Origin of the sequence: Gluconobacter kondonii, from assembly GCF_002723995.1 — a bacterium.
Lineage (GTDB): Bacteria > Pseudomonadota > Alphaproteobacteria > Acetobacterales > Acetobacteraceae > Gluconobacter > Gluconobacter kondonii.
Genome location: NZ_BEWP01000024.1, coordinates 1 through 21,477, shown reverse-complemented (window position 1 = coordinate 21,477; position 21,477 = coordinate 1). Strand labels below are relative to the sequence as shown.

Below are 21,477 nucleotides of genomic sequence, written 5' to 3'. Positions count from 1 at the left end.
ATAAAGTGCTGCTAGCTGGCGAAGATTATGATGTTAACGCCAGCCAGACAGAGCCGCCACATGCAAAGTATATTCGTTGTTGCCCAGCGATGTCAGCCACTATCGCCGGGGCTGAACCCGTTCAAAATCACTTATGGACATGAAGGGGGCTTTTGGGAATCAGATCCTGAATTCAGGATCTGATTGAGGCTGATGGCGGCGATCGTCGCAGTCGCAATACCGCCCAGTGTCACACTGCCTATAGTGAAAGTCAGGTCTCCCGCCCCGGCGACAAGAGCTACCCCGACAGGAAACAGCGTTGAGGCACGGGAGAAATCGACGTGATTATCCACCCAGACACGCACCATCGTCGCCGCGATCAGGCCGAACAACCCGACTGACAGCCCACTCAGTACCGGCTCAGGGATAGCCCTCAGCAACGCACCGAAAAACGGTGAGAACCCGAGCAGAATAGCGAAAAGTCCGGCCACACCGAAAGTCAGCGTCGAATAGACCCGGGACAGCGCCATGACACCGATATTCTCGACATAGGTCGTCACGCCCGTACCACCAAGGCTGGCCGCCAACATCGTCGCCAGCCCGTCCCCCAAAAACGCACGCCCCGTCAGATGATCCAGCGGCCGCCCCGTCATGGCCCCGATTGCTTTGAGATGCCCAAGATTTTCTGCCACCAGAACCAGCGCCACCGGCGCCAATAGAATAGCCGCATGCTCCGTAAACCGTGGTGCCGTCAGATGCGGTAGCCCGATGAGCGGTGCGGCCAGGATCTCAGAAAAATCCATCGGCGGCGCGAGATGCAACCCGTTCGCCACCACGACATAAACGAGGGTCGATGCAAGCAGAGACAACAGGATCGACAACCGCCGCAGATACGGACCGCCATAGACCGCCAGCAGCGCCGTGCAGAGTAAAGCAAAGATGCCGCAACCCGTACCCGCCCCGCCGTGACCAAGACCACGTGATGCCACAGGCGCCAGATTGAGCCCAATCGCCGCCCCGATCGCTCCGGTTACGGAAGGCGGCATCAACCGTTCGATCCATCCCGACCCCATGATCCGCACCAGCAGTCCGATCAGAGCATACACTCCGCCCGCCACGAAAATTCCGCCACAGGCCAGAGCAATATCGGGATTAGGGCCATGTCCGGAATATCCGGTCAGCGTCACGACAAGTGCGATGAAGGAAAAGCTGGACCCAAGATAGCTCGGAATTCGCCCGCCGGTGATGAGGAAGAACAGGATTGTTCCCAGCCCCGAACACAGGATCGCCACATTGGGGTCAAACCCCATCAGCAGAGGTCCCACAACAGTCGATCCCGTCATCGCAAGGACATGCTGGCCGCCAAGAAGAATCGTCTGGCCTACGCCCGGATGCTCGTCAGGCGCGATTATGTCCGTCCTTTGTGCCCGGCGCCATATCGGAAACCAGCGTTCACCCATGCTCAATGTCCTCTGTTTGCACGAATCTGTCGGTCAGACAGGCTGCCCCCGAATAGCGTCATGGTGCCCGCCTGCACATAGGCCGGTTCCAACACACTCTTGAGCACGAGATTATCCGGACTAGCCGCCCGAATATTGCCGTTACCCCTCACCTTCTCCGGAATATCGACACACGGCAGGCGCAGCCGCGGTGCAGGCGGTCTACATGATTTGAAGATAAGTCCCCTAAAGACGTCGTTCATATTGTCGTTTACACGTTATAAAATCGCAACATAGCGTTTTTCCGGGTATCCAAATTGCCGCCCCGTCAGACCCGTGTGAAGGCAAAGATTGATCTCAATGCGTATCGTCCGAAAGAACAGACTCACGTTACGCCACCTGGCCCTGCTTTCGACAGTTCTGGCCGTCATTCCCTCATGTGGATCAGCGGCAGAAAAACCGCAGCATGCCCGCAAAGGAAAGACGCATCTACTTCATACCGTAGCTGAATCCGAGACACCTGTCGCACGACACCCCCTCATCCGAGCCGTGCAACCGGAACTCCTGCAGGTTCAGGGAAAACACGTCTCTCACGGCGCACAGACCGTCATTTCACAGCATGTTTTTACAAACGCCGTGGCAGGGACATCCGTTATGAAGGCGTTGCAGAATGTGCCGGGCGTGCTGTTCCAATCTGACGATGCGCAAGGCGTTGATACGGGCGGTGTCAAACTCTATATCCACGGTTTTTCGCAAAACCAGATCGGATTTTCATTGGACGGTATTCCGCTCGGTGAATCCGTCTATCGCAACTATAACGGTCTGAACGCCGTGGCCGCGCTGTCATCCGAGAATCTTGGTCATATGGAGATGTCACAGGGCGCGGGCGCCGTAGACATGCCCAGCACCAACGTGCTCGGCGGTGCGATCATGATTTCGTCGTCTGATCCCAAGGACAAGTTCGGCGGCACGCTTGCCGCGACCGGCGGAAGCAACGCCACCACGCATGCCTTCATCCGCATCGATAGCGGCAAGCTGAACCCCGCCGGGACCAAATTCTATGTGTCCTACATGCGAAACGACACCAAACTGTGGAAAGGCTACGGTACCCAGTTCTTCCAGCAGGCCAATTTGAAGCTGGTGCAGCCGATCCATAATGAAAGCAGCGTCTCGCTCCTGTTCGACTGGGCGGATGTGCAACAGTTCAACTACCAGTCCGAAACACTGGAGACAGTCCAGAAGCTGGGTTATGGCGTCTCCAATTACTACCCCAACTATCGTTTGGCCTATGAAGCCGCACAGGGCATTTATTCGCACGGTGAAGACAAAACCAGCGATCCGAAGGATGTCTCTTATTATGCCGGAACAACGACTTCACGCGACCTGCTGGGAGGGCTGAATTTCCATCTGAAACTGGCGGATCGCCTGCGTTGGGATTCTGTCGTGTACGGCCACAACCAGAAGGCCGATACCCAGTGGTCCGATCCGTGGATGGCCTCCGCAAACGGCGCCCCCCTCTCCGAAATCGTCAAACAGCCTGATATCCAGCGTTTCGGCCTCACATCAAGCATGACGTATGATATCGGCAAACACGAAATTCATGGCGGCATCTGGTACGAGAACAACAAATATATCTCGAACATGTTCGCCTATAACGACCCGCTTCTTGCTGAAGGACAGACCCTGACACCCAATCCCTTCCGCAAATGGTCCGACCCTTTCGCCAAGCTCTGGGGCCAGACCTACAATACCAACACGATGCAGACCTATATCGAGGACACCTGGCGCCCGGTTCAAAACTTTTCGCTCCATGCAGGGTTCAAATCCATGCTGAGTACCACCCATGTCGGTCAGACCGGGAATTACGAACCCTATACCGGCACCAATGCTCTTGCCGGCGGCGTGGGTCTGACGACATTCGGGGCGTTCCTGCCGCATTTCAGCGGGGATTGGCATTTCCTGACGCATCATGAGCTGTATTTCGATATCGCCAAGAACATGCGTGCCTATCCGCAAAGCGGCTATCACCTCTCTGCATCGCCATTTGCCGTCTCGCAAGAGGCCTTCGACCTGTCACGCAGTTCCGTCAAACCCGAGACAAGCTGGGCCTATTCGGTCGGCTACCGCTTCACACAGCGGCGTATAGACTTCTCGGTCAGCGCCTATCGTGTGAACTTCTCAAACCGCCTGGGCGCACTGGTTCAGGGCAGTCAGACCAACCCTCAGACCACGGTTCTAAACCTCGGCGGCGTGACAATGAACGGCGTGGATGCCGGTCTGACCCTGCGCCCGCTGCGTGGTCTCTCGATTTTTAACTCGATCAGCTACAATCACTCGACATACGACAACAACATCACCCAGCAGGACACGACCTATGCCACCAAGGGCAAGCATGTCGTGAACTATCCGGACCTGATGTACAAGGCGACGGCAGAGTACACTTACAAGAAGGCCAGCTTCAACATCGACGCCCTCTACACCAGCAGCCGTCCGTTCAGCTACACGAACGACACGTCGCTCCCGTCCTATTGGCTGGTCAATTTTGGAGCACGCTACAATTTCGGCCGCATCGGACGCCTGGAAAATCTGACAGCATCGTTTAACGTCACCAACCTGACAGGGTCGCGCTACCTGATCATGACCGGTGATGACGGCGGAAACCCGCTTTCGGGTGACTACCAGTCGCTGGTTGTGGGCGCACCGCGCCAGTTTTTCGGTGGCGTGAAAGCAGACTTCTGACAAAACCTTGTCCGGATCGGACATTCCCCCAAAACTGCCTTTCCGGGATAAAGAAAGACAGCCACGACACCAACCGGATAGCGGCATGAACGGCACGACGAACAACCAGCGCCCTGCCCTGTGGGAGCGGATGAGCTTCGGCTTCGGCGATCTGGCTGGTAATGCCCTGTTCGGTATTACCGGAACCTATCTCATCTATTACTACACCAATGTTTACGGTATTTCCGCGTCTGCTGTCGCTCTGCTGATGCTTCTGGCGCGTGTGATCGACAGTGTGGTGGACCCGGTCATCGGTTATCTGATCGACCGTCGCATCCTGTTCGGAGGGCGCGTCCGGCCCTACCTGAAATGGTTTTCCCTACCGCTCGGCTTCCTGACCTTCTGCTGCTTCCTGCCACTCCCGCTGGAACCGGGCGGACGCCTCGCTTGGGCTTACGCCACCTATCTCGCAATGGGTGTCCTCTTCTCGCTCGTCATCGTGCCTTACGGCCTTCTACCCAACGTCATGACGCGCAACCGGGAAGACCGCCTGTCCCTGTCCACCTTCCGCATGATGGGCGCAACGCTCGCGACCTTTCTGGTCGGATCATCCATTCTGCCCATGGTGCATGTCTTCGGTGGAGGTAACGAGAAACTTGGATATCCGCTGGCGATGGCCATCGCAGGCGCTGTGGGCGGCGGACTGGCACTCATCCCTTCCTTTACCTGTCAGGAACGTCATGCGCTTGAAGCAAATGACAGCCCCGTCCGGGTTCTGCTCGGGTCCCTGTTCCGCAACCGGGCCTGGGTGATCGTTACGATCGTGCTGAGCCTGTTCTACATCAATCTGACAGCGTTCTACGGCCTGTCGCTCTATTACGCGACGGAAGTCCTGCATCGCCCGCAGTATTTCGGGGGGGTGCTCATCTCGATGATGGGGGCCAGCAAGGTTCTGGGAGTAATGGGCTCGCCCTGGCTTGCACGCTGCGTAGGACAGAAGCTAACGATTGTTCTGCCCTATATCCTGTCCGCTGTAGGTCTGGCGCTGTTTGGATATGGCCCGAACAATGCCGTCTATCTGGTCGCCGCCTTTGGCGTAATCTGCTTTTTTCAAGGCATGACCCTGCCGGTTTTCTACGCCATGGTCGCAGATTCCATTGACTACGGCACGGCTGTGACAGGTGTGCGGGCATCCGGCACGGCCTATTCGATCAACAGCTTTGCGGGAAAGGTCGCCTGGGCCATCGGCGGCTCACTATCCGCCGCAATCTTGGCCTGGGGTGGCTATGTTCCCCATGCGGCCACCCAGACACAGACCGCCCTTGCCTTCATTACATTCGGCTTTCTGGGCGTTCCCGCCTGCGTCGCCCTACTCTCAGTCCTGATCATTCTGCTTTACCCATCGGAAGCCGAGATGACACGCATTCTCCAGCCGGAAGCCCTGGTTGAGCCACAGAGCCTCTGACATGGCGAACACGTTCCGAACCGAAGCAACCGCAATCGTCGCGCAGATGACGCTTACGGAGAAGCTCGATCTCGTCTGCGGAAATGGCCTGTGGCGCACGACCGGCGTACCCCGGCTGGGGCTCCCTTCCCTGCTGATGGTCGATGGCTCCAACGGCCTGCGCGTCGTGCCGGACCAAATCTCCACAGACACACAAAATACCGATCTTGGAGCTTTCCTTGATGCCGTAGAGACTACGGATGATCCAGAAAACCGGGATGACAACGTCCTTCTCGGCAAGAGCATCCCGGCGACATGCTTTCCCGCCCTCTCAGTTCTGGCCAATAGCTGGGACACCACATTAGCCCATGAGATCGGAACCGCACTGGCAATCGAATGTCGGGCTGCGGGCGCACAGATCCTGCTTGGACCGGGGATCAACCTGCGCCGTTCGCCGCTGGCGGGGCGGGGTTTTGAATATTTCAGCGAAGACCCGATCCTGACGGGAGAAATGGCTGCGGGAGTCATTCGGGGACTGCAGGACAACGGCGTGGGAGCGTCGCTCAAGCACTTTGCATGCAACAACTCCGAAACCGAGCGGATCAGCATGGATTCCGTCGTCGAGCCCCGCGCGTTGCATGAACTGTATCTGCTAGGGTTCGAACGAGCGATCGCCCGAAGTAACCCGTGGACAGTCATGACATCCTACAACCGGCTCAACGGGGTGCAGACATCACAGAACCCGTGGCTCCTGCGCGATGTCCTCCGAAGACGTTGGCACTATGACGGTGTGATCATGTCCGACTGGCACGGGATTCAGGATCTCCCCGCCGCAGTAAAAGCCGGAAACGATCTGGGCATGCCGTTCAATGCCGCCCGCAGACGGCGTCTTGAAAACGCTGTCTCAGGCGGGAGCGTGCCGGTCGCGGTGCTGGACGAAGCCTGCATCCATATTGCGGCCCTGACGCTCCGTAGCGCAGACGCCCAGCGCAGACTGCCGGTTTCGCGCCCGGATTTCGCCGCCCACCACGATCTGGCGCGCAAAGCTGCCGCGCGCGCCTGCGTCCTGCTCAGAAACCAGAACGATCTCCTCCCCCTCACGCCGAGATCGGGCAATCACCTGCTGATCATCGGCACAGGCGCGATCTCCCCTGAAATTCAGGGCGCGGGCAGCGCAGCCGTCCGCCCCATCCGATGCGATATTCCGCTCGATTGCCTGAGAGAGACTGCACCTGAAGGTGTATCCATCCACTGGGAACCCGGCTGGGGTGAGGATGGCAACCATGACGCACACCGTCAGGGCGCGGCCCTTGCCGCCGCACGCAGCGCTGAAACCGTCATCGTTTTTGCCTCCACCCCGCCCAGCGTCAGTGGCGAAAATGCCGACCGGCCCGAGCTGGATCTCTGTCAGGCGCATAACACCCTGATCGCTGAACTGGCGAAGCTCCATAACAGGATTGTGGTGGTTCTCACGCATCCGGACGCCGTCGTTCTGCCTTGGGCCGACAACGTGCAGGCCGTCCTCTCGGCGGGCTACGCGGGGGCAGGATTTGGACAAGCCGTAGCCGATATCCTGTTCGGGCATGCCAACCCTTCCGGCAAAACATCCGTCACATGGCCGGTACGATCAGAAGACTGCCCAGCCTTTCTGGGCTACCCCGGCGAACAGGGAAAACACCTGTATCGGGAAGGCATTTTTGTCGGGTACCGGTTTTTCGATATCCGCCGAATAGAGCCTCTTTTCCCGTTCGGCCACGGATTGTCCTACACGCCCTTCGCTTACGACACCCTGAAACTGACAAGCAGCGCGGAAGGTGTCGCAGTTCAGTTTACGCTGTCCAACAACGGCACCCGGACAGGCCGGGAAATCTGCCAGCTTTATCTCGGACGAAACCCAGCCGCAGCCAACAGGGCCTTGCCCCATCATCCTCTCCGGGCTCTGAAAGGATTTACGACCGTTTCACTGGAACCGGGAGAAAGCCGCGTCGTGACCATGATGCTGGATCGCCGCGATCTCGCCTATTTCGATACCGTACGCGAAGACTGGACCGTCCCCGCTGGAACAGTCAGCATCGACATCGGATCATCCTCCCGCGATATCCGCCTGTCAGCCCCACTACACGTCACAGGCGACGCAACACCAGCACGATGGCTGGACCTGCACACCCCACCCGGACAGGTGCTGGAGATCCCTGGCATGCAGGAAGAACTGGTCGCATGGCTTGCTGATGTGACGGGCCAAAGCATCATCGAAACCCAAACCCGGCTTGCCCCCTGTAGTCGCTCCTTCCTCGGCGTTTACGACACATTATGCTGGTCATTCGGCCTTGAACTGGACGAAACACGACTGGCACACATCCTTGACGACGCCAACCGACGCAGTGGCGCAAGAAAACCCGAACATCGCCCCGACAATTGCAGCAAACAGGATCCGTCATGATTGTTGAGAGCACAGTGCCCCCGGCCCGCGCATGGAACACCTGGTCCGACCGCCCGGCGGCCATGACCTTCCTGCCGCTCGGCGTTCATGTCACGCCCCTGCTCTATTCCACCAGCCAGCGCAGCGCGACCCTGCTCCCGCCGGGAAAGGATCTTCTGTTTGGTCGTCACAACATGGACGGGCGGCTGGTCGAGTTCGAAACCCGGCATGGCGGGACGGAAATCGCATTCAGCTACGAGAAAGATGATCCCTATTGCCTGCTGGGGACATGGGAGGGGAAAGTTCTCGCGGAATGGGGCCTGCGTTACTGGGTAAACCTCTGCCTCTCTGCCGAATGCGGCGCCACCGTGACCTATAACGGCGAGGCTGCTGTTATCCAGTTAGGTTATCGGTACGTTGCCCTGATGAGCGATACTGCCCCCATTCAGGTCACGGCTCATGAAACGCTGGAAGCCGCAGCACAAGATTTCAACGATCACGGCTATTTCCAGACATCCAGCAGGGGAACATCCGCCCCCGTCATCACATTGCGCTTCAATCTGGAAATGATGCGCAAAGGACGCTTCGCCGCAGCCGTAGCGGATAGCGAGGAACTGGCAATCGCGAAAGCCCGCGCCACGCTTGAACGCACTCCCGAGAAAGAGTCTGCGCTTCCCACCCAGACCGGTCGGCACGCCGGAGCCTTGGATGCCGTTCGGGATGTCATGGGCTGGAACACCCTGTATGACGGCATCAATCGTCGCCCCTATACCACCTTCAGCCGGATCTGGAATCTGGGAACATTCGCAGTCTGGTACAACGATCAAACCTATTCCGCACTGATGTCCGCACTCCTTGATGGGCAGACTGCGCGCGAAAACATGGCGGTGGCCACGGCAAACGCAACGCCGCAGGGTAATTTCGCCTGTCTCGCCACATCGAACGACACATGGGTGGATCGTACTCAGGCTCCGAATGGCGCATTCATGACGTGGATGATTTATCTGCGCCATCGCGAAAAATCATTTCTCGAATGCCATTACGAAGCTTTGTCCCGCAACCACACCTGGTGGCGCAGTGAGCGCGACCCGGATGGGATGGGGCTTGTCTCGTGCGGAACATCCGATGTCGGAGAGGCCTTGTACAAAGGCACTCACTTCGGAGCCCGCAATGAGACGGGGATGGACAATTCCCCAACCCATGACGAAGCACTCTACAGCCCCGAAACACGCACGCTGTCATTGCTCGATGTCGGACTGAACTGCTCTCTGGCGCTTGATGCGGAATGTCTGGCGCATATTGCGCGGGAGCTGGGACACACTGAAGACGCACAGACTTTCAATACACTAGCAAACGACACGCGTAGCAAAATCCGGGAACATTTATGGGATCATGAACGCAGCATTTTCGCCAATCGCCAACGTCATGGCGGGTTCGTCAACAGTGTCGGCCCCACAAGCTTCTTCCCGCTGATCTGCGGTGCCGCCACGCCGGAACAGGCACAGTCCCTGATCGGACATTTTTCTGATCCGACCCACTTCGATGGCCCCTATATGATCCCGAATGTCAGCCGGGATGACCCTGCTTTTGCAGATAACGTCTACTGGCGCGGCCGTATCTGGCCAAATGTGAATTATTTTGTGTGGCATGGTTTGCGGCGCTACGGTTTTGTCGCCGAAGCATCCCTGCTCGCCGAGCGCAGCATGGCGCTGTTCAACCAGTCATGGACGGACCGCAGGATTGCCGCAGAAAACTACTCGGCCACAACCGGCGAGGCCAACGACCAACCGGATACGGATCTGTTCTATTCCTGGGGCGCAATGCTGCCCATGCTGGGTGTTGCAGACGTTATGGACATCAACCCCTGGGCGGGCTGGGAACTGCATAATACAGGCGCAGACGTCACACTTGGCCCGATCCATACCCCAATCGGAAAGGTCATCATGACTGTTACGAATGGCCGCTTGACGCTCTCCCGTGGGCAGGAAGACATCCTCTCCTGGACCGGAACAGGCCGCCTGACAAACCTCACGATCAGCGAAGGGCTCATGAGTTGCTGCATCCATGCCCATGAAGGCCGACACGGAATTCTGACCCTCGGCCCAACCTACGCCGCGCGGATCGTAGAAAGCCGTCTGGATGGCAGGCTCATCTCCGCAACACCAAGCCGGGACATAGATCTGTCCGATATTCTTTGCGGACAACGCCTTGATCTCTATTTAACCCCGCTATCTGCAACGTGAACACCTCGGCATTGCCCGACTGGTTCCAAAGAAGCAGCCCCGTCTGTTCGGATAGTTTTGGGGCTTGGATAAGCTATATCCAAATGTGGTTATATTATTATTCTGAATAAGGTTCGGTTAGACCCGGTCGGCCGGTTTCGATATGTCCTGACAGTTGCAGGACTATGTTGGGCCGTTGGGTCGATAGAATCTCGAGATCGTACCAGTATGAAGCTGGGGCAATATCCCATTGAATTGTTTTGGTTTCTGTGGGTGTCAGAGAAACCGTATGGCGGCTGGCAGCATGTTTTTCGTTAATGTGAAAGGTCTGAGCCTTGGACGTTGTATTACGAAGACACAAAAATAGTACGCCTAATTTATGATCATATTGAAGCGTCGTCTCAGGAAAATCTTTCCCTCTCAAATAACGATAGAAGCCATTGGGACCGTGGACTGTGATCGCTTCCATATCGGAAGGCTTTACAGGAACAATGAGGCTTGTTCGGGCATCGAGGGTAAAATGTTGCGTGATGCCGTTGGCGCGAACCCGAAAAACGGCGCCCTGTGAACCTGTATTTGTCAGTTTAAGGGTATCTGGAATCAGAAAATCGGCGTGCAAATCATAGGGCAATGCACGGGCCGGGCGTTGGCCTGACTCCTGTCGGGGCAGTTTCTGGACTGTCGGGACGACCGGATGAGGAAGCACGCAGGAGCGTCGCGTTTCAGGGAGATAGTCGTCCGTGTTCGGGAGGTTTGCGGTCCATGTGCGGTCTGTCTGGGCGAAGTCGAACACGGATGTCAGGTCGCCGCACACGCTACGGCGCCACGGCGTGATGTTGGGGCATTTGACGCCAAACCGTGCTTCGAGAAAACGTAGAACGGAGGTGTGATCGAACACCTGCGAATTGACCCAGCCGCCTTTTGTCCAGGGCGAGACGATGATGGCGGGGACGCGCGGACCCAGTCCGACCGGAATATCGTGATAGGACTCTCCCTGCGTTGAAACCGTCCCGCCGCCCTGCTCCGGCGTCAGTGCGGGGACCGGGGCAGGAACGTGGTCGAAAAACCCGTCATTTTCATCGTAATTGAGAATGAAGACGGTGCGTGACCAGACGTCTGGATGGCGAACGAAGACGTCCATGAGCTGGGAAATGAGATGTTCGCCGTAGCCGGGTGGGGCGTTGGGATGTTCGCTCAATGCTGTGGGCGGAACGATCCATGAGACCTGCGGCAGGCGTCCTTCCGAGATGTCGCGTTCAAATTCGGCAACAAGGTAACGGCCTTCGGTGGTGTGCATGTCGGCTTCAGTGGAGCCGGGAACGATCTGTCGTGCGCGGCGATATTGCCAGGATGTCGGGTCGAGGTTGCGGAACTGTGCGAAGGACGCCAGCGGGTTGTCGCCGAAATTGTCGTATTCCTGATAAACGCGCCAGGAGACGCCCGCGTCCTGAAGCCTCTCCGGGTAAGTCTCCCAGCGGAACGGTGTGAAATCGGGATGGTCATGGGCCATGTCGGCCGACCAGTTCCCGTCATCCACATTCTCGACGGCCTGCTTGCCGGAATGGCCAACGGCCAGACCGCTCGTTCCGGAAAACAGAAAAAGGCGGTTGGGATTGGTCGGGCCGAAAAGGGAAGCGTGATAGGCGTCGCAGATCGTGAAGGCGTCGGCGAGGGCGTAATAATAAGGAATTTCAGCGCGTGTGAAGTGACCCATGGTCATGGGCCCCTTGTGGGAGATCCATGTGTTCCAGTCGTTCCATGCGGTCTGGGTGCCTTTCCAGCTGTGATCGAGACTGGCGAGACAGGCGCTGGACGTATGGGCCGTGTTGAACAGGAACGGGAGGACGGTGCCTCCCTTTCCGTCCGGTTGGACAAAGACGCTGCTGCCGTCCGGCAGGCGTTCGGCGCGGGGGTCTGCATAGCCGCGAACCCCCTGAAGACAGCCGAAATAGTGATCGAAAGACCGGTTTTCCTGCATCAGGATGACGACATGTTCCACGTCCTGAATCGTGCCTGTAACGGTGTGCGGCGCGATGGCGAGGGCACGCTTCAGGTTCTCCGGCAAAAGGGCCGCCGCCGCCGTGGCGGAGCCGAACCGGAGAAACTGTCGACGGCTGGGGGAACGTGGCATCAGGGCGTCATCCGTAAAGAGGTCAGCGATCAGAAGAAGTGCTTGCGCAGGGTGAAGAACACCATGCGGGGGGCACCGGCCTGAAGGGTCTGGAGGCTGCCGGACGGATCACTGACGGCAAAGCCCGTGCTGCCGACGGTGGCGACATAGCGTTTGTCGAACAGGTTGGTGACGTTGATCTGGGCGTCCAGACCATGCAGCACCCAGTTATGGCTATGGAAGCGGTAGCCGACATTCAGGTTGAAGATGTCGTTCGGCTTGATCCACTGGTCGTTCGTATAGGTGTAGGTTCTACGGCCCTGATACTGCATGCCGACGTTGCCCCAGATCGAGCCGTCGTCGTAGCTGAGCTGTACGTTGGCCAGATTGCGCGGCATGGCAACAACGCTCTTGCCCTTGGTTGCGTATGTCACGCCGCCGGTCGTCAGGTTGTCGTCATAGGTGGACTGGTTGTAGGCGTATGAGGCGTAAATCGACCAGTTATCGGTGAAATGATAGTTGAAGGCGGCGTCGATGCCACGTGCCGTGACACCGCCAACATTGCTCAGGATGCTGGCATAGCCCTGAACGTTCGTTCCGCTGGACACGGGCGAGATGGACGCAAGGCGGTTTTCGAATTCGATGTAATAACCGGTCAGAGACGCCTGAATGCGGTGGTCGTGATAGCGGTAGCCGATTTCTTCGCTATAAGACATTTCAGGATGCAGCGAATTTTTGGCCGCTGCATACGCTGCGGTCGTCATTGCAAACGGACTGGTGGCGCCAGTCGTGGAATTGTCGAAGGCCGCCATGTTGCGGGCGAAATCGGCGAAAATTTCGTTATGACGGTTGATGCGGTAATTGCCGCCAAGCTGCGGCAGAAAGCCGTTGGCTGACGTAATGGACCCTCCGGCATAGGTGTTGGCAACCGGGGTGCCCATATAATTGCCTTCAAGCTGGCGGGCATGGTTGTCAACGACCAACGATTTGAAGCCGTAATTCAGCTTGAAGGCCGGAGTGATCTGCCAGGTGTCCTGAAGATGAAACTGATACGTCTTGGTATTGAACGCGCTCTGCCACTGGGTGGCGAACGGATTGTTGCGGAACCAGTGGACTGAACTACCGGTATAGCCGCTTTCGCTAAGCGGATAAAAACGGCGTGCCTGTTCAAAATCGTTGTTTTCGAACCAGAAACCGCCATCGATTGTGTGGTTGGCGATCTTGTAGGTCAGGCCGCCAATAAAGCCTTCGCGGTGGATGTCATATTCAGTGGTTCGCACCGAAATGGGCGAGCCGCCGAGTGAATCAGGCGTGGGCTCGTAAGGTGTGGCGTAAATGCCCTCGCCGGTATTGGTATGGCCGTAAACCGTAGCATAGCCCTTAAGGCGGCTGGTGATGTCGAAGTCCAGCCGTCCGTAACCCAGCGCGTCCTTACGCAGACCGGCGGAGTTGTAATAGGACTGGTCCTGATTGGTGATGCCCTGCGGGAAAGCCGTGCCGTTCTGATAGGCCCGGGCGATCTGCTTGGCCAGCGCATAGTCGTTGGTAATGTTATCGACGTTATAGCCGCGGGTGTGGATCAGTTGCAGGGACAGATCCTGATAATCATTTTCCGCGCGCTGACTGTAATCGCCGAACAGGGTCAGCTTGACCTTCTCACCCAGCGGCTGGATGAACTTGGCGTTCGCCTGCTGCTGCTGCTGGATGCCATCGCCTTTCCACTTGTTGGCGTCCTGATAATCATACGAAACGTACAGCCGTCCGCCGCCCGGCAGCGTGCCGGAATTGACGCGGGCGAATGTACGCCATGTGCCGTAGGACCCGACCGTTCCGGCAACGTCCACACCATATTTCGTGGTGGGATCGATGGATGTGAATTCGAGTGCGCCACCAAGATCATTCGAAGCCGCAACGCCGACTGATCCTGCACCCTGGGCAAGGGTTGCGGGGCCGTTGTTTTCGGTTTGCAGGGCGCGGCCGATCGACAGGCCGTTATCGTTGCCATAGGCGAGATTGCCGAGCGGAATACCATCCATCGTAAAGCCCAGACGGCTTTGGTCGAAGCCACGGATGATGATCTGTTGCGACCATTCGTAAGCGCCCAACGGGTCTGAAGACGTGAACATGACGCCGGGAAGTTTCGAGAGCGTCTTCAGGGGGCTGGTACCGGGGGCGACTTCCTGCAGCGCCAGACGAGAAAGCGTCTGGGTTTCACGCGAAGCACCCGAGCCGAGAACGACAATGGATTCTGATTTGTTGGAAACGGTGGCTTCAGGCGCGGCACTTTTTTTAGCGGCAGGCTTCTGAGGGGCCGTCCGTGGTGTCCTGTGCTGAGAGGTGTCTCCGGGAGTGGATGTTTTCGCAGGAACTGGAGCTGCATGGGCACTGTAGAAGACCAACGAACTCAGACAGGTGGTGAGCAGGACACCATTTTTTTTCATTTCGCGTTTTCCCGGCATCAACAAAGATAAAATCTGGGCGGTGATAACGCGGCGGACACTAAGTTCGGATAGCTACAATGTCGTGTAATAGTTTCATGAAAAATATGTTTCACTAATATTTCAGATGATTATTTCCAGGATGTATAAATTTAAAATTAGAAAAATCTGGAGAGATCAAAGGACCGTTGATTGCTTCGCACTTTTCCTGATTTAAGGTTTTGGGCGTGTTGATTTCTGGTTCCTGGTCCTGATTTTTCACTCTGCGTTTTGAGCGGAGAGAGGGTTTCCTGCTCTGGAGTGTTACGCGAGGACGTTAATCCGCTCCAAGAGAAGAAAGCGGCGCATATTATAGACGATATTGGCCAACCTAATCCTCATTGTGGCCCGGGTGATGCCCACCGTTTCGCTTCTGTAAATTTCAATGCCTAACGCGCATACATATCTGCCAGTCCTATGAGGTCCACCATCCAAGCAGATCCGCCTTCTCCTCATCGGTATCTCTACTTCGGAGCCGCTACCGGTGTGACATCCACGATCTGGCCTGACATCGGCCAATAACCAACGTCCCGCATTGCGGCATCAAAGGGCGGGAGCCGCCAGTGCTTCCATCCTAATAAGCCGCGCTGCTTCATCTTACATTTCCCGATCAACGAAATATGGATATAGAAATACAGGGAACTTCTCAAAACCAAGAGAAGATTTTTAGCACTCCATAATGTTCATGTAGTTTTATAGCCCATCTTGTGACCGACATTAATATAATGATCGAGCATATTCCTGTAATGACCTTGCGCCACAGACAGTGCGGCCATAGGGTAACGGGCACTATAAGAGTTCTCGTCAAAGAAAAATGGCTTCCGCCCCTCCCAAAAACCCGCTTCACAGAAATGATTAATAAGTCCCGTTTTTCCAAATTTCTGATAAAGGTCAGTAAATTCAGGGTATAATGCCAAATAGTCATTTGCATTAAACAAACTTAACGCAGCATCCAAAGACCTCTCTTTAGATTTACACATTTCCCGAAGCTTATCTGTATCAGTATATTCCCAAAGATTCCGGATCGGGTCCATATATTCCCTGTATTCCTGAATATTTCGAGCGAAATAGATAGGAAATGTGAAGAATTCATAACGTTTGTCGTTAAAGGGAAGCAACATGGCAGATGGATGCTGCATCGGCGAAAAAATCCCTGCCACAGGAAAGAAGATTTTCTTCGCATTTGAAAGCCATGCCGCCAACCAAGAAAATGTACTCAAAGCAGGAACGACATAATGCGATTTGCGAATGAAATCAAAATCACGCTCAACACCACGTGACGATATGAATGTCGCGTTCGGGAATCGCTGCCGCAATTCTTCCAAATAGGGCGAAGGATCAAGCTGGCCATAAAAAATCGGGTGTTTCCCGGTTCTAGCGATCAACGCTTCATAAAATTCTGGTGGAAGCTGTGTGTAATGAGGATGAATAGCTTTTAAAATATCACCACCACGAATATTGATGACAAGATCATCTTCGCCACCGTGATCGTTCACATCAGAAAGAACAGGAAATTCTTTTTCATAATCAAATAAATTTCTATCAGGAAAATTATTTACGTTTTGATAAAAACCTTCAAGCATAAGAAAAGAGGCATCGCACTGCTTAATAGCATTACTGTATCCAGCAAGAGGAAATTCGCCCCGGAGTCGACCATTGGTCGAATTACGATCATGCAGCCCAATCATCCCATGAAGATCGTGGTCCGGTATGTTGATATTAAACAAAGGGATGTGCACATGCCGCAGCATACCAAAACCTAGGGTGTTTTTAAGATTCAGGGCTGTCAGATACATCATGATAATGTTTCCGGGGTTGCCTTCAGCCCATATTCGTATAGAAAAATCTCTCATTTCGAACCTTAAAATATTGACTTGGTTTTCATCTTACTCAGATCATATAGCTGTAAGACGTGCCAAGATAGAAGTGACCACCGTTTTTCAGATCGAAATATAAACCACAATCACCAAATCGATCTCTAGGTATGTCAAAACATACGTTAGTGACGTGCCCCCCTTTTTGTATCCACTCAAAAGGAGAGTTCCCGTTTTTTATGGCTTGGGGTTGGTGGGATGACAAGTGTCTCGGGGGCATGCCCCCGAGACACTTGTCTGGCGACCTGATCCGGTGTCCTGCCATCCAATTGGGAGTGGGGACGCACCGTGTTGTAGTCTTCCCGCCAGTCAGCCAGAACCTGTCGGGCATGGCTGAGGGAGGTGAACAGCGTTTCGTTGAGGCATTCATCTCTCAGCTGGCCGTTGAAACTTTCGACAAAGCCGTTCTGCTGCGGTTTACCGGGGGCGATATAGTGCCATTCAATCTTCATCTCATCCGCCCATTTCAGGATGGCATGGGATGTGAACTCCGTACCGTTGTCGCTGACAATCATGAGGGGTTTGCCATATCGTTCTACCAGGGCCGTCAGTTCCCGCGCCACCCGTCCATCTGATAATGACGTGTCGGCAACCAATGCCAGGTTCTTGCGACTGAAATCGTCGATAACAGCTAGAATGCGGAACCGGCGGCCACAGATCAGGGCATCCGAGATAAAATCCAGGCTCCAGCGCTGCCCGGGTTCCTGAGGGATGGTCATGGGAGAACGCGTCCCCAGTGCCCTCTTGCGGCCACCCCGATGGCGGACTTTCAGCCCTTCCTCCTGGTAAAGGCGGAACAGCTTCTTGTGATTGGGACTGAAGCCTTCCCGAGCCAGAAGATAACCCAGGCGGCGATAGCCAAAGCGGCGTCTCTGGCCCGCCAGATCCCGCAGGCGCTGGCGCAGGGCGGCATCATCTGCCCGGGTGGAAACATACCGCGCAACACGCCTGGCAAGACCAACAAGGGCACAGGCGCGACGCTCACTCAGTTCCAGACCCTTTTTAAGGTGTAGGACCGCCTGCCGCTTTGCGACAGGCGTCACCACTTTTTTCCAACGATTTCCTTTAGGGCCGCATTATCCAGCATGGCATCCGCCAGAAGACGTTTCAGGCGGATGTTTTCATCTTCCAGCGCCTTCAGCCGTTTGGCCTCGGATACCTCAAGACCACCATAGCGGGTCTTCCATTTGTAAAACGTCGCATCACTGATCCCGTGTCTGCGGCAAAGATCAGAGACCTTGAGCCCAGCCTCCTGTTCCTTCAGCACCCCTATGATCTGCTCTTCCGTAAAACGACTGCGTTTCATTCGTCCGTATCCTTCTCGATCGGACTCTACTTTAAAATGGTGACATTTCCGGGGAGCACGTCAATCATCAATGTTGATCAGTCGTTCCCAACCATCCCACATATTTATGTGGCACAGGGATAATATGCACCTGGTATTCACAGTTCGTGACGGTGAATGACGCACCACTCCTGAAAGCTCCCCGCTCCTGATTGATAAGGGTCCGGGAACGCCACCTGAAGATCCTTCCGGTCCCTGTAGATCAGGCGTTCCGGATGGCTGATCTGGGTACCGTCTTCATAGGTGCCATAATACCAGTATCTGGGCGGAACTTCGGCCGGCTGATTCTTTCCGATGGCCTCGCGATACCATCTTAAAAGCTCAAAAAGCGCGATACTTTCACTACCATACCGCTCCAGCATGACTTCGCCGGCCGTATCTACTTTAGTAAAATGAAAGAAACGCAACGGTGCATTTGCTGCATAAATCTGACCTTCATCGTCGATCCGGATTGGCCGATGGCTCAAATTCCAGCTCGCCACGTTATATCCAGGATTCCTAAGAATAGCCGAATTTTCGAAAAAGGCTGGAATCAGATCACACCATTTCTGGTCCGTAAAAAGACCGTTTTTGGGGTCGTCCCGACAATAAACCAGAAGCCTGTCGCGCCACCAGCGCGCAATGCGACGTCCTTCGGAGACGTTGGCAATCGCCATGAACCCAAGATTGTAAATTCCATGTTTGAGCGAGCCGATCTCGTTATCGACAATACCCTGAGGATGAATCTCTGGTTCGAGCTGATGAGGCGTCAGAACAACTGGATGATCTTTCAGAAGCTCCAAAACATGGGTCAGTGGATTGAAAAGAGCAATATCTGGATCAATATAAACAACACTCTCCGCGTCTTCCTTGTCCAAAAGACGGCACAACATCTTGCCTTTAACGGCAGTAGATAGCTCCACAATATTATGTCTGAACATCCAGGCTGACAGATTCGGTATTTCCAGCTCCGCCACCGAGACGACCTCGTCCAACAGATCCCGATCTACCTCGGGATCAAGCCCTGGAGGCGGCACGTCGCATAAACAAAGACAGAAAATCCAGTCTGGATGATGCTGTCTGATACTTTTTGCCAAAACCCGAACGCGTCCGAGATAGGAATAGGTGGCGCTCGTAAAGCAGTAGACACTCATCCGGCATACTCCGACACAAGATATGCAAAGCTACAAGATCGGATCACCAAGGTTCCTGTTGTCCTTCTGGATTTTTCCAGCAGGGACATCACTCCACCCTTCTCGAACAGGTTTGTCAGTTCGGTTTCATCCACAGCCACATGGCCGATTTCCTGCTCCCAAGATTTCAAAATATCCTCAACGTTTCCACTGCCTTTGGGCACAATCAGGAACGCACCGGCCGCCAAAGCCTCATAAGCAGTGAAACCGAAGGTTTCCGGGTAAAGGGACCAGTTCACGATGACGTCGATTTCATTGTCGCGGATACAGGTCCGTACCGCGTCCCGGTTATCCAGCGTCACTGTAGCTTGCAGAGACGTGATGTTCACGGCATCTTGCACGGTGGAACCCAGATAGAAAAATTCGTAGCGATTGTCGTTCAAAAAATGCGCCGCAAGTTTGCGGTAAACGTCCCATCCTTTGTAAAAGACGGGGGCTCCAACGAAGCCGATTTTCAAAGGCTGGGACACGATCCTACCGCGAGGCACCTGATCGGTAATGAACGCGGGCTCCTGAACCGAAGCCTTGGAAACCGGTAGATCCGTTTTCTTCTGCCAGAACGCCAAAGTATAGCGCGACGGCGCGATGACCTCGGGACGCAAAGCTTCAAACATGGTTTTTATTCGAGGCAGATGTGTCTGTCGCTCTGCGCCATAAGCGCAGATGCCGCATGCGGGCGATATCGGAAGAGGAGCATTACAAAAAGCGATATCATTCCTCATCAGAGCCCGAGACGGGCAAACCGTGAAGAAATCATGAAGCCAGAAAAGGCTTTTTTCCGCCCGCATCTCTCGCGCAATCACTGGCACGCATTCCGGCGTGACGCCCTGCAGGTGATGAAGAATCAGATTCCGGCGGCTATAATAGGCGTGCTGGATGGCCAGCACCTTCAAAAGCGTGTCGACCGTCACACGCCCAATACGCTGACCATTGAGAGATGCTACAAACTCACCGCCATGCAGGGACGCAAGCGTGGAAATCGCGCGTGCCGGGAACAGATGCAGATAAGCCCATCCATGCGATGAGAACGCCGCAGCTTCGTCCCACACACAGTTTTGCTCTCCTTCTTGTCCCTTGCGATAATCATCATGGCTAATAGAAACGATTAATCCGCTTTTACGACCATAGTTCTTGCGATCCTGAGCCAGAAAGGATTCCAAATACCACTCATCCACAGCCTTGTCCGAGGCTGGAAGTTCCCAGGAGGGTTTCCGGTCTTGAACGGCCTGACAATGGCGAAGCGTAGCGCGCTCCATTGCATGCGGTTGTAGACTGCGACGAATTTCAGTTGTTGAGTGGAGCCGGTAATGCAACAGAGGATTGATTTCTGCGACGGCGACGTCGGGATTTGCCCATAAATAATAACCCACGTCAAAGCGCCCGCTGGGATCTCGTCCTTCTTTCCAGCCCGTGGTCATAAAATGACGGAACAGATCGTCGTCCGTACCCTCGAGATCAGGATTGCGTCGCCTATAAAATCCGGCATCAAAATCTTCTGCAACGATCCCCATGTTATTCAGCAACATCTCTTCGTCCAGATCCCGATTACCGGGCACAATCGAAATGTCTTCGATCATCTCGGGCGACGTGACAGAGCCCACCTCTACACGTCCGGACATCACATAATGCTCAAGCGGATTCAGATTCGCCTTAACGACGTCAGGATTGGCACACAAATAAAGCTGTGTATCAAAGGCAGCCGAGGGATTACGCCCCTCTCTCCAACCGACAGTCATATAATGCTCGAGAGGATCAATTCCAGCGTCCCGAACATCAGGATAGGCTTCCAAGTACCAACAGGCATCAAACATGTCAGTAAGAAGAGACAACAGGCATCCGATCTATGAATTGGGAGGAGAAGGAGTAACCAAAAATTTTATCTAAATAGGTATATCAAAATTCAACTATATCAAGAATTCATCTGATCAGAACACCAATTGAGAAAAACACTAATAGCGACGCACAGTACAATAAATTAAAATTTCCTGATATTAAACATAACCTTATCAGAATTTTTCTTAATTGTTAAGCTAAAGCAGTCTTTAATGAATTTAGCTTTCTCACATTGTCACCAAAATCGACGAGAAGTTTGCAGCCATCCTGGACCTATAAAACAGGTCTGTTCGCCAGTCGTCAGCAGATTATTCCGAAACCGGATGGCCTGCTAACCCAAATCTTTACATCGGGCACGATCCTAAATTGGATCGAGCGGTAGGCTATTGGAAAAGCTGGAAAAAGAAACACTCCCGGAGCGTTGCTCACGGGAGTGTCGGTATCG

The 21,477-nt window shown here is 54.9% G+C and carries 12 protein-coding genes and 1 pseudogene; 4 read left to right on the top strand and 9 right to left on the bottom strand.

The features are described 5' to 3' along the window. Positions 1–131: 131 nt before the first annotated feature. Positions 132–1,439 (bottom strand): solute carrier family 23 protein, encoded by a 1,308-nt coding sequence (locus GKO01_RS14435; protein ID WP_099287627.1) that lies wholly within the window; start codon positions 1,437–1,439, stop codon positions 132–134. Positions 1,440–1,778: 339 nt separating this feature from the next. Here GKO01_RS14435 and GKO01_RS14430 point away from each other — a divergent pair, with 339 nt between their 5' ends. From GKO01_RS14430 to GKO01_RS14415, 4 genes are all read left to right on the top strand, one after another. Next, on the top strand, positions 1,779–4,157 hold the full coding sequence (locus GKO01_RS14430; protein WP_099287626.1) for a TonB-dependent receptor: 2,379 nt from the start codon (positions 1,779–1,781) through the stop codon (positions 4,155–4,157). Between the two features lie 85 nt (positions 4,158–4,242). Continuing rightward, positions 4,243–5,601, top strand: a complete 1,359-nt coding sequence (locus GKO01_RS14425; protein ID WP_099287625.1) for an MFS transporter — start codon at positions 4,243–4,245, stop codon at positions 5,599–5,601. 1 nt (position 5,602) lies between these two features. After that, positions 5,603–8,020 carry a beta-glucosidase family protein gene (locus tag GKO01_RS14420; protein ID WP_099287624.1) on the top strand — a complete coding sequence of 806 codons (2,418 nt, stop codon included), beginning with the start codon at positions 5,603–5,605 and terminating at the stop codon, positions 8,018–8,020. Next, on the top strand, positions 8,017–10,242 hold the full coding sequence (locus GKO01_RS14415) for an MGH1-like glycoside hydrolase domain-containing protein (protein WP_099287623.1): 2,226 nt from the start codon (positions 8,017–8,019) through the stop codon (positions 10,240–10,242). The genes GKO01_RS14420 and GKO01_RS14415 overlap by 4 nt, the downstream gene beginning before the upstream one ends. 97 nt (positions 10,243–10,339) lie before the next feature. Here the strand turns inward: GKO01_RS14415 and GKO01_RS14410 are convergent, their stop codons facing one another. From GKO01_RS14410 to GKO01_RS14380, 8 genes and pseudogenes are all read right to left on the bottom strand, one after another. Then, on the bottom strand, positions 10,340–12,352 hold the full coding sequence (locus GKO01_RS14410) for a phosphocholine-specific phospholipase C (protein WP_099287622.1): 2,013 nt from the start codon (positions 12,350–12,352) through the stop codon (positions 10,340–10,342). Between the two features lie 29 nt (positions 12,353–12,381). Further along, a complete protein-coding gene (locus GKO01_RS14405) occupies positions 12,382–14,772 on the bottom strand; it encodes a TonB-dependent receptor (RefSeq protein ID WP_174694304.1) in 2,391 nt (796 codons plus the stop codon). A 300-nt stretch (positions 14,773–15,072) separates the two neighbouring features. Continuing rightward, a pseudogene (locus GKO01_RS16580) lies at positions 15,073–15,174 on the bottom strand (IS5/IS1182 family transposase); the annotation flags it as partial. A 98-nt stretch (positions 15,175–15,272) separates the two neighbouring features. Continuing rightward, positions 15,273–15,404 (bottom strand): hypothetical protein, encoded by a 132-nt coding sequence (locus tag GKO01_RS16500; RefSeq protein WP_264815850.1) that lies wholly within the window; start codon positions 15,402–15,404, stop codon positions 15,273–15,275. A gap of 87 nt (positions 15,405–15,491) precedes the next feature. Then, the gene (locus GKO01_RS14395) at positions 15,492–16,607 is read right to left on the bottom strand and encodes an O-fucosyltransferase family protein (protein WP_244901493.1); all 1,116 of its coding nucleotides are present in this window, start codon (positions 16,605–16,607) and stop codon (positions 15,492–15,494) included. A gap of 230 nt (positions 16,608–16,837) precedes the next feature. Next, positions 16,838–17,988, bottom strand: a protein-coding gene (locus tag GKO01_RS14390; RefSeq protein WP_099287620.1) for an IS3 family transposase whose coding sequence is annotated in 2 segments (ribosomal slippage) — positions 16,838–17,730 and positions 17,730–17,988 — 1,152 coding nt in all. Because the reading frame shifts where the segments join, the coding sequence is not laid out codon by codon here. Between the two features lie 137 nt (positions 17,989–18,125). Further along, a complete protein-coding gene (locus GKO01_RS14385) occupies positions 18,126–19,103 on the bottom strand; it encodes a hypothetical protein (protein WP_244901492.1) in 978 nt (325 codons plus the stop codon). A 53-nt stretch (positions 19,104–19,156) separates the two neighbouring features. Next, positions 19,157–21,028: a glycosyltransferase family protein gene (locus GKO01_RS14380; RefSeq protein ID WP_145994790.1), complete on the bottom strand. Its 1,872-nt coding sequence runs from the start codon at positions 21,026–21,028 to the stop codon at positions 19,157–19,159. Between the last annotated feature and the right edge of the window lie 449 nt (positions 21,029–21,477).

What these genes read in the sequence shown, in the direction of transcription:
- GKO01_RS14435 (WP_099287627.1), bottom strand. Translation starts at nt 1,439, where the DNA reads ATGGGTGAACGCTGGTTTCCGATATGGCGCCGGGCACAAAGGACGGAC.
- GKO01_RS14430 (WP_099287626.1), top strand. Translation starts at nt 1,779, where the DNA reads ATGCGTATCGTCCGAAAGAACAGACTCACGTTACGCCACCTGGCCCTG.
- GKO01_RS14425 (WP_099287625.1), top strand. Translation starts at nt 4,243, where the DNA reads ATGAACGGCACGACGAACAACCAGCGCCCTGCCCTGTGGGAGCGGATG.
- GKO01_RS14420 (WP_099287624.1), top strand. Translation starts at nt 5,603, where the DNA reads ATGGCGAACACGTTCCGAACCGAAGCAACCGCAATCGTCGCGCAGATG.
- GKO01_RS14415 (WP_099287623.1), top strand. Translation starts at nt 8,017, where the DNA reads ATGATTGTTGAGAGCACAGTGCCCCCGGCCCGCGCATGGAACACCTGG.
- GKO01_RS14410 (WP_099287622.1), bottom strand. Translation starts at nt 12,352, where the DNA reads ATGCCACGTTCCCCCAGCCGTCGACAGTTTCTCCGGTTCGGCTCCGCC.
- GKO01_RS14405 (WP_174694304.1), bottom strand. Translation starts at nt 14,772, where the DNA reads ATGAAAAAAAATGGTGTCCTGCTCACCACCTGTCTGAGTTCGTTGGTC.
- GKO01_RS16500 (WP_264815850.1), bottom strand. Translation starts at nt 15,404, where the DNA reads ATGAAGCAGCGCGGCTTATTAGGATGGAAGCACTGGCGGCTCCCGCCC.
- GKO01_RS14395 (WP_244901493.1), bottom strand. Translation starts at nt 16,607, where the DNA reads ATGATGTATCTGACAGCCCTGAATCTTAAAAACACCCTAGGTTTTGGT.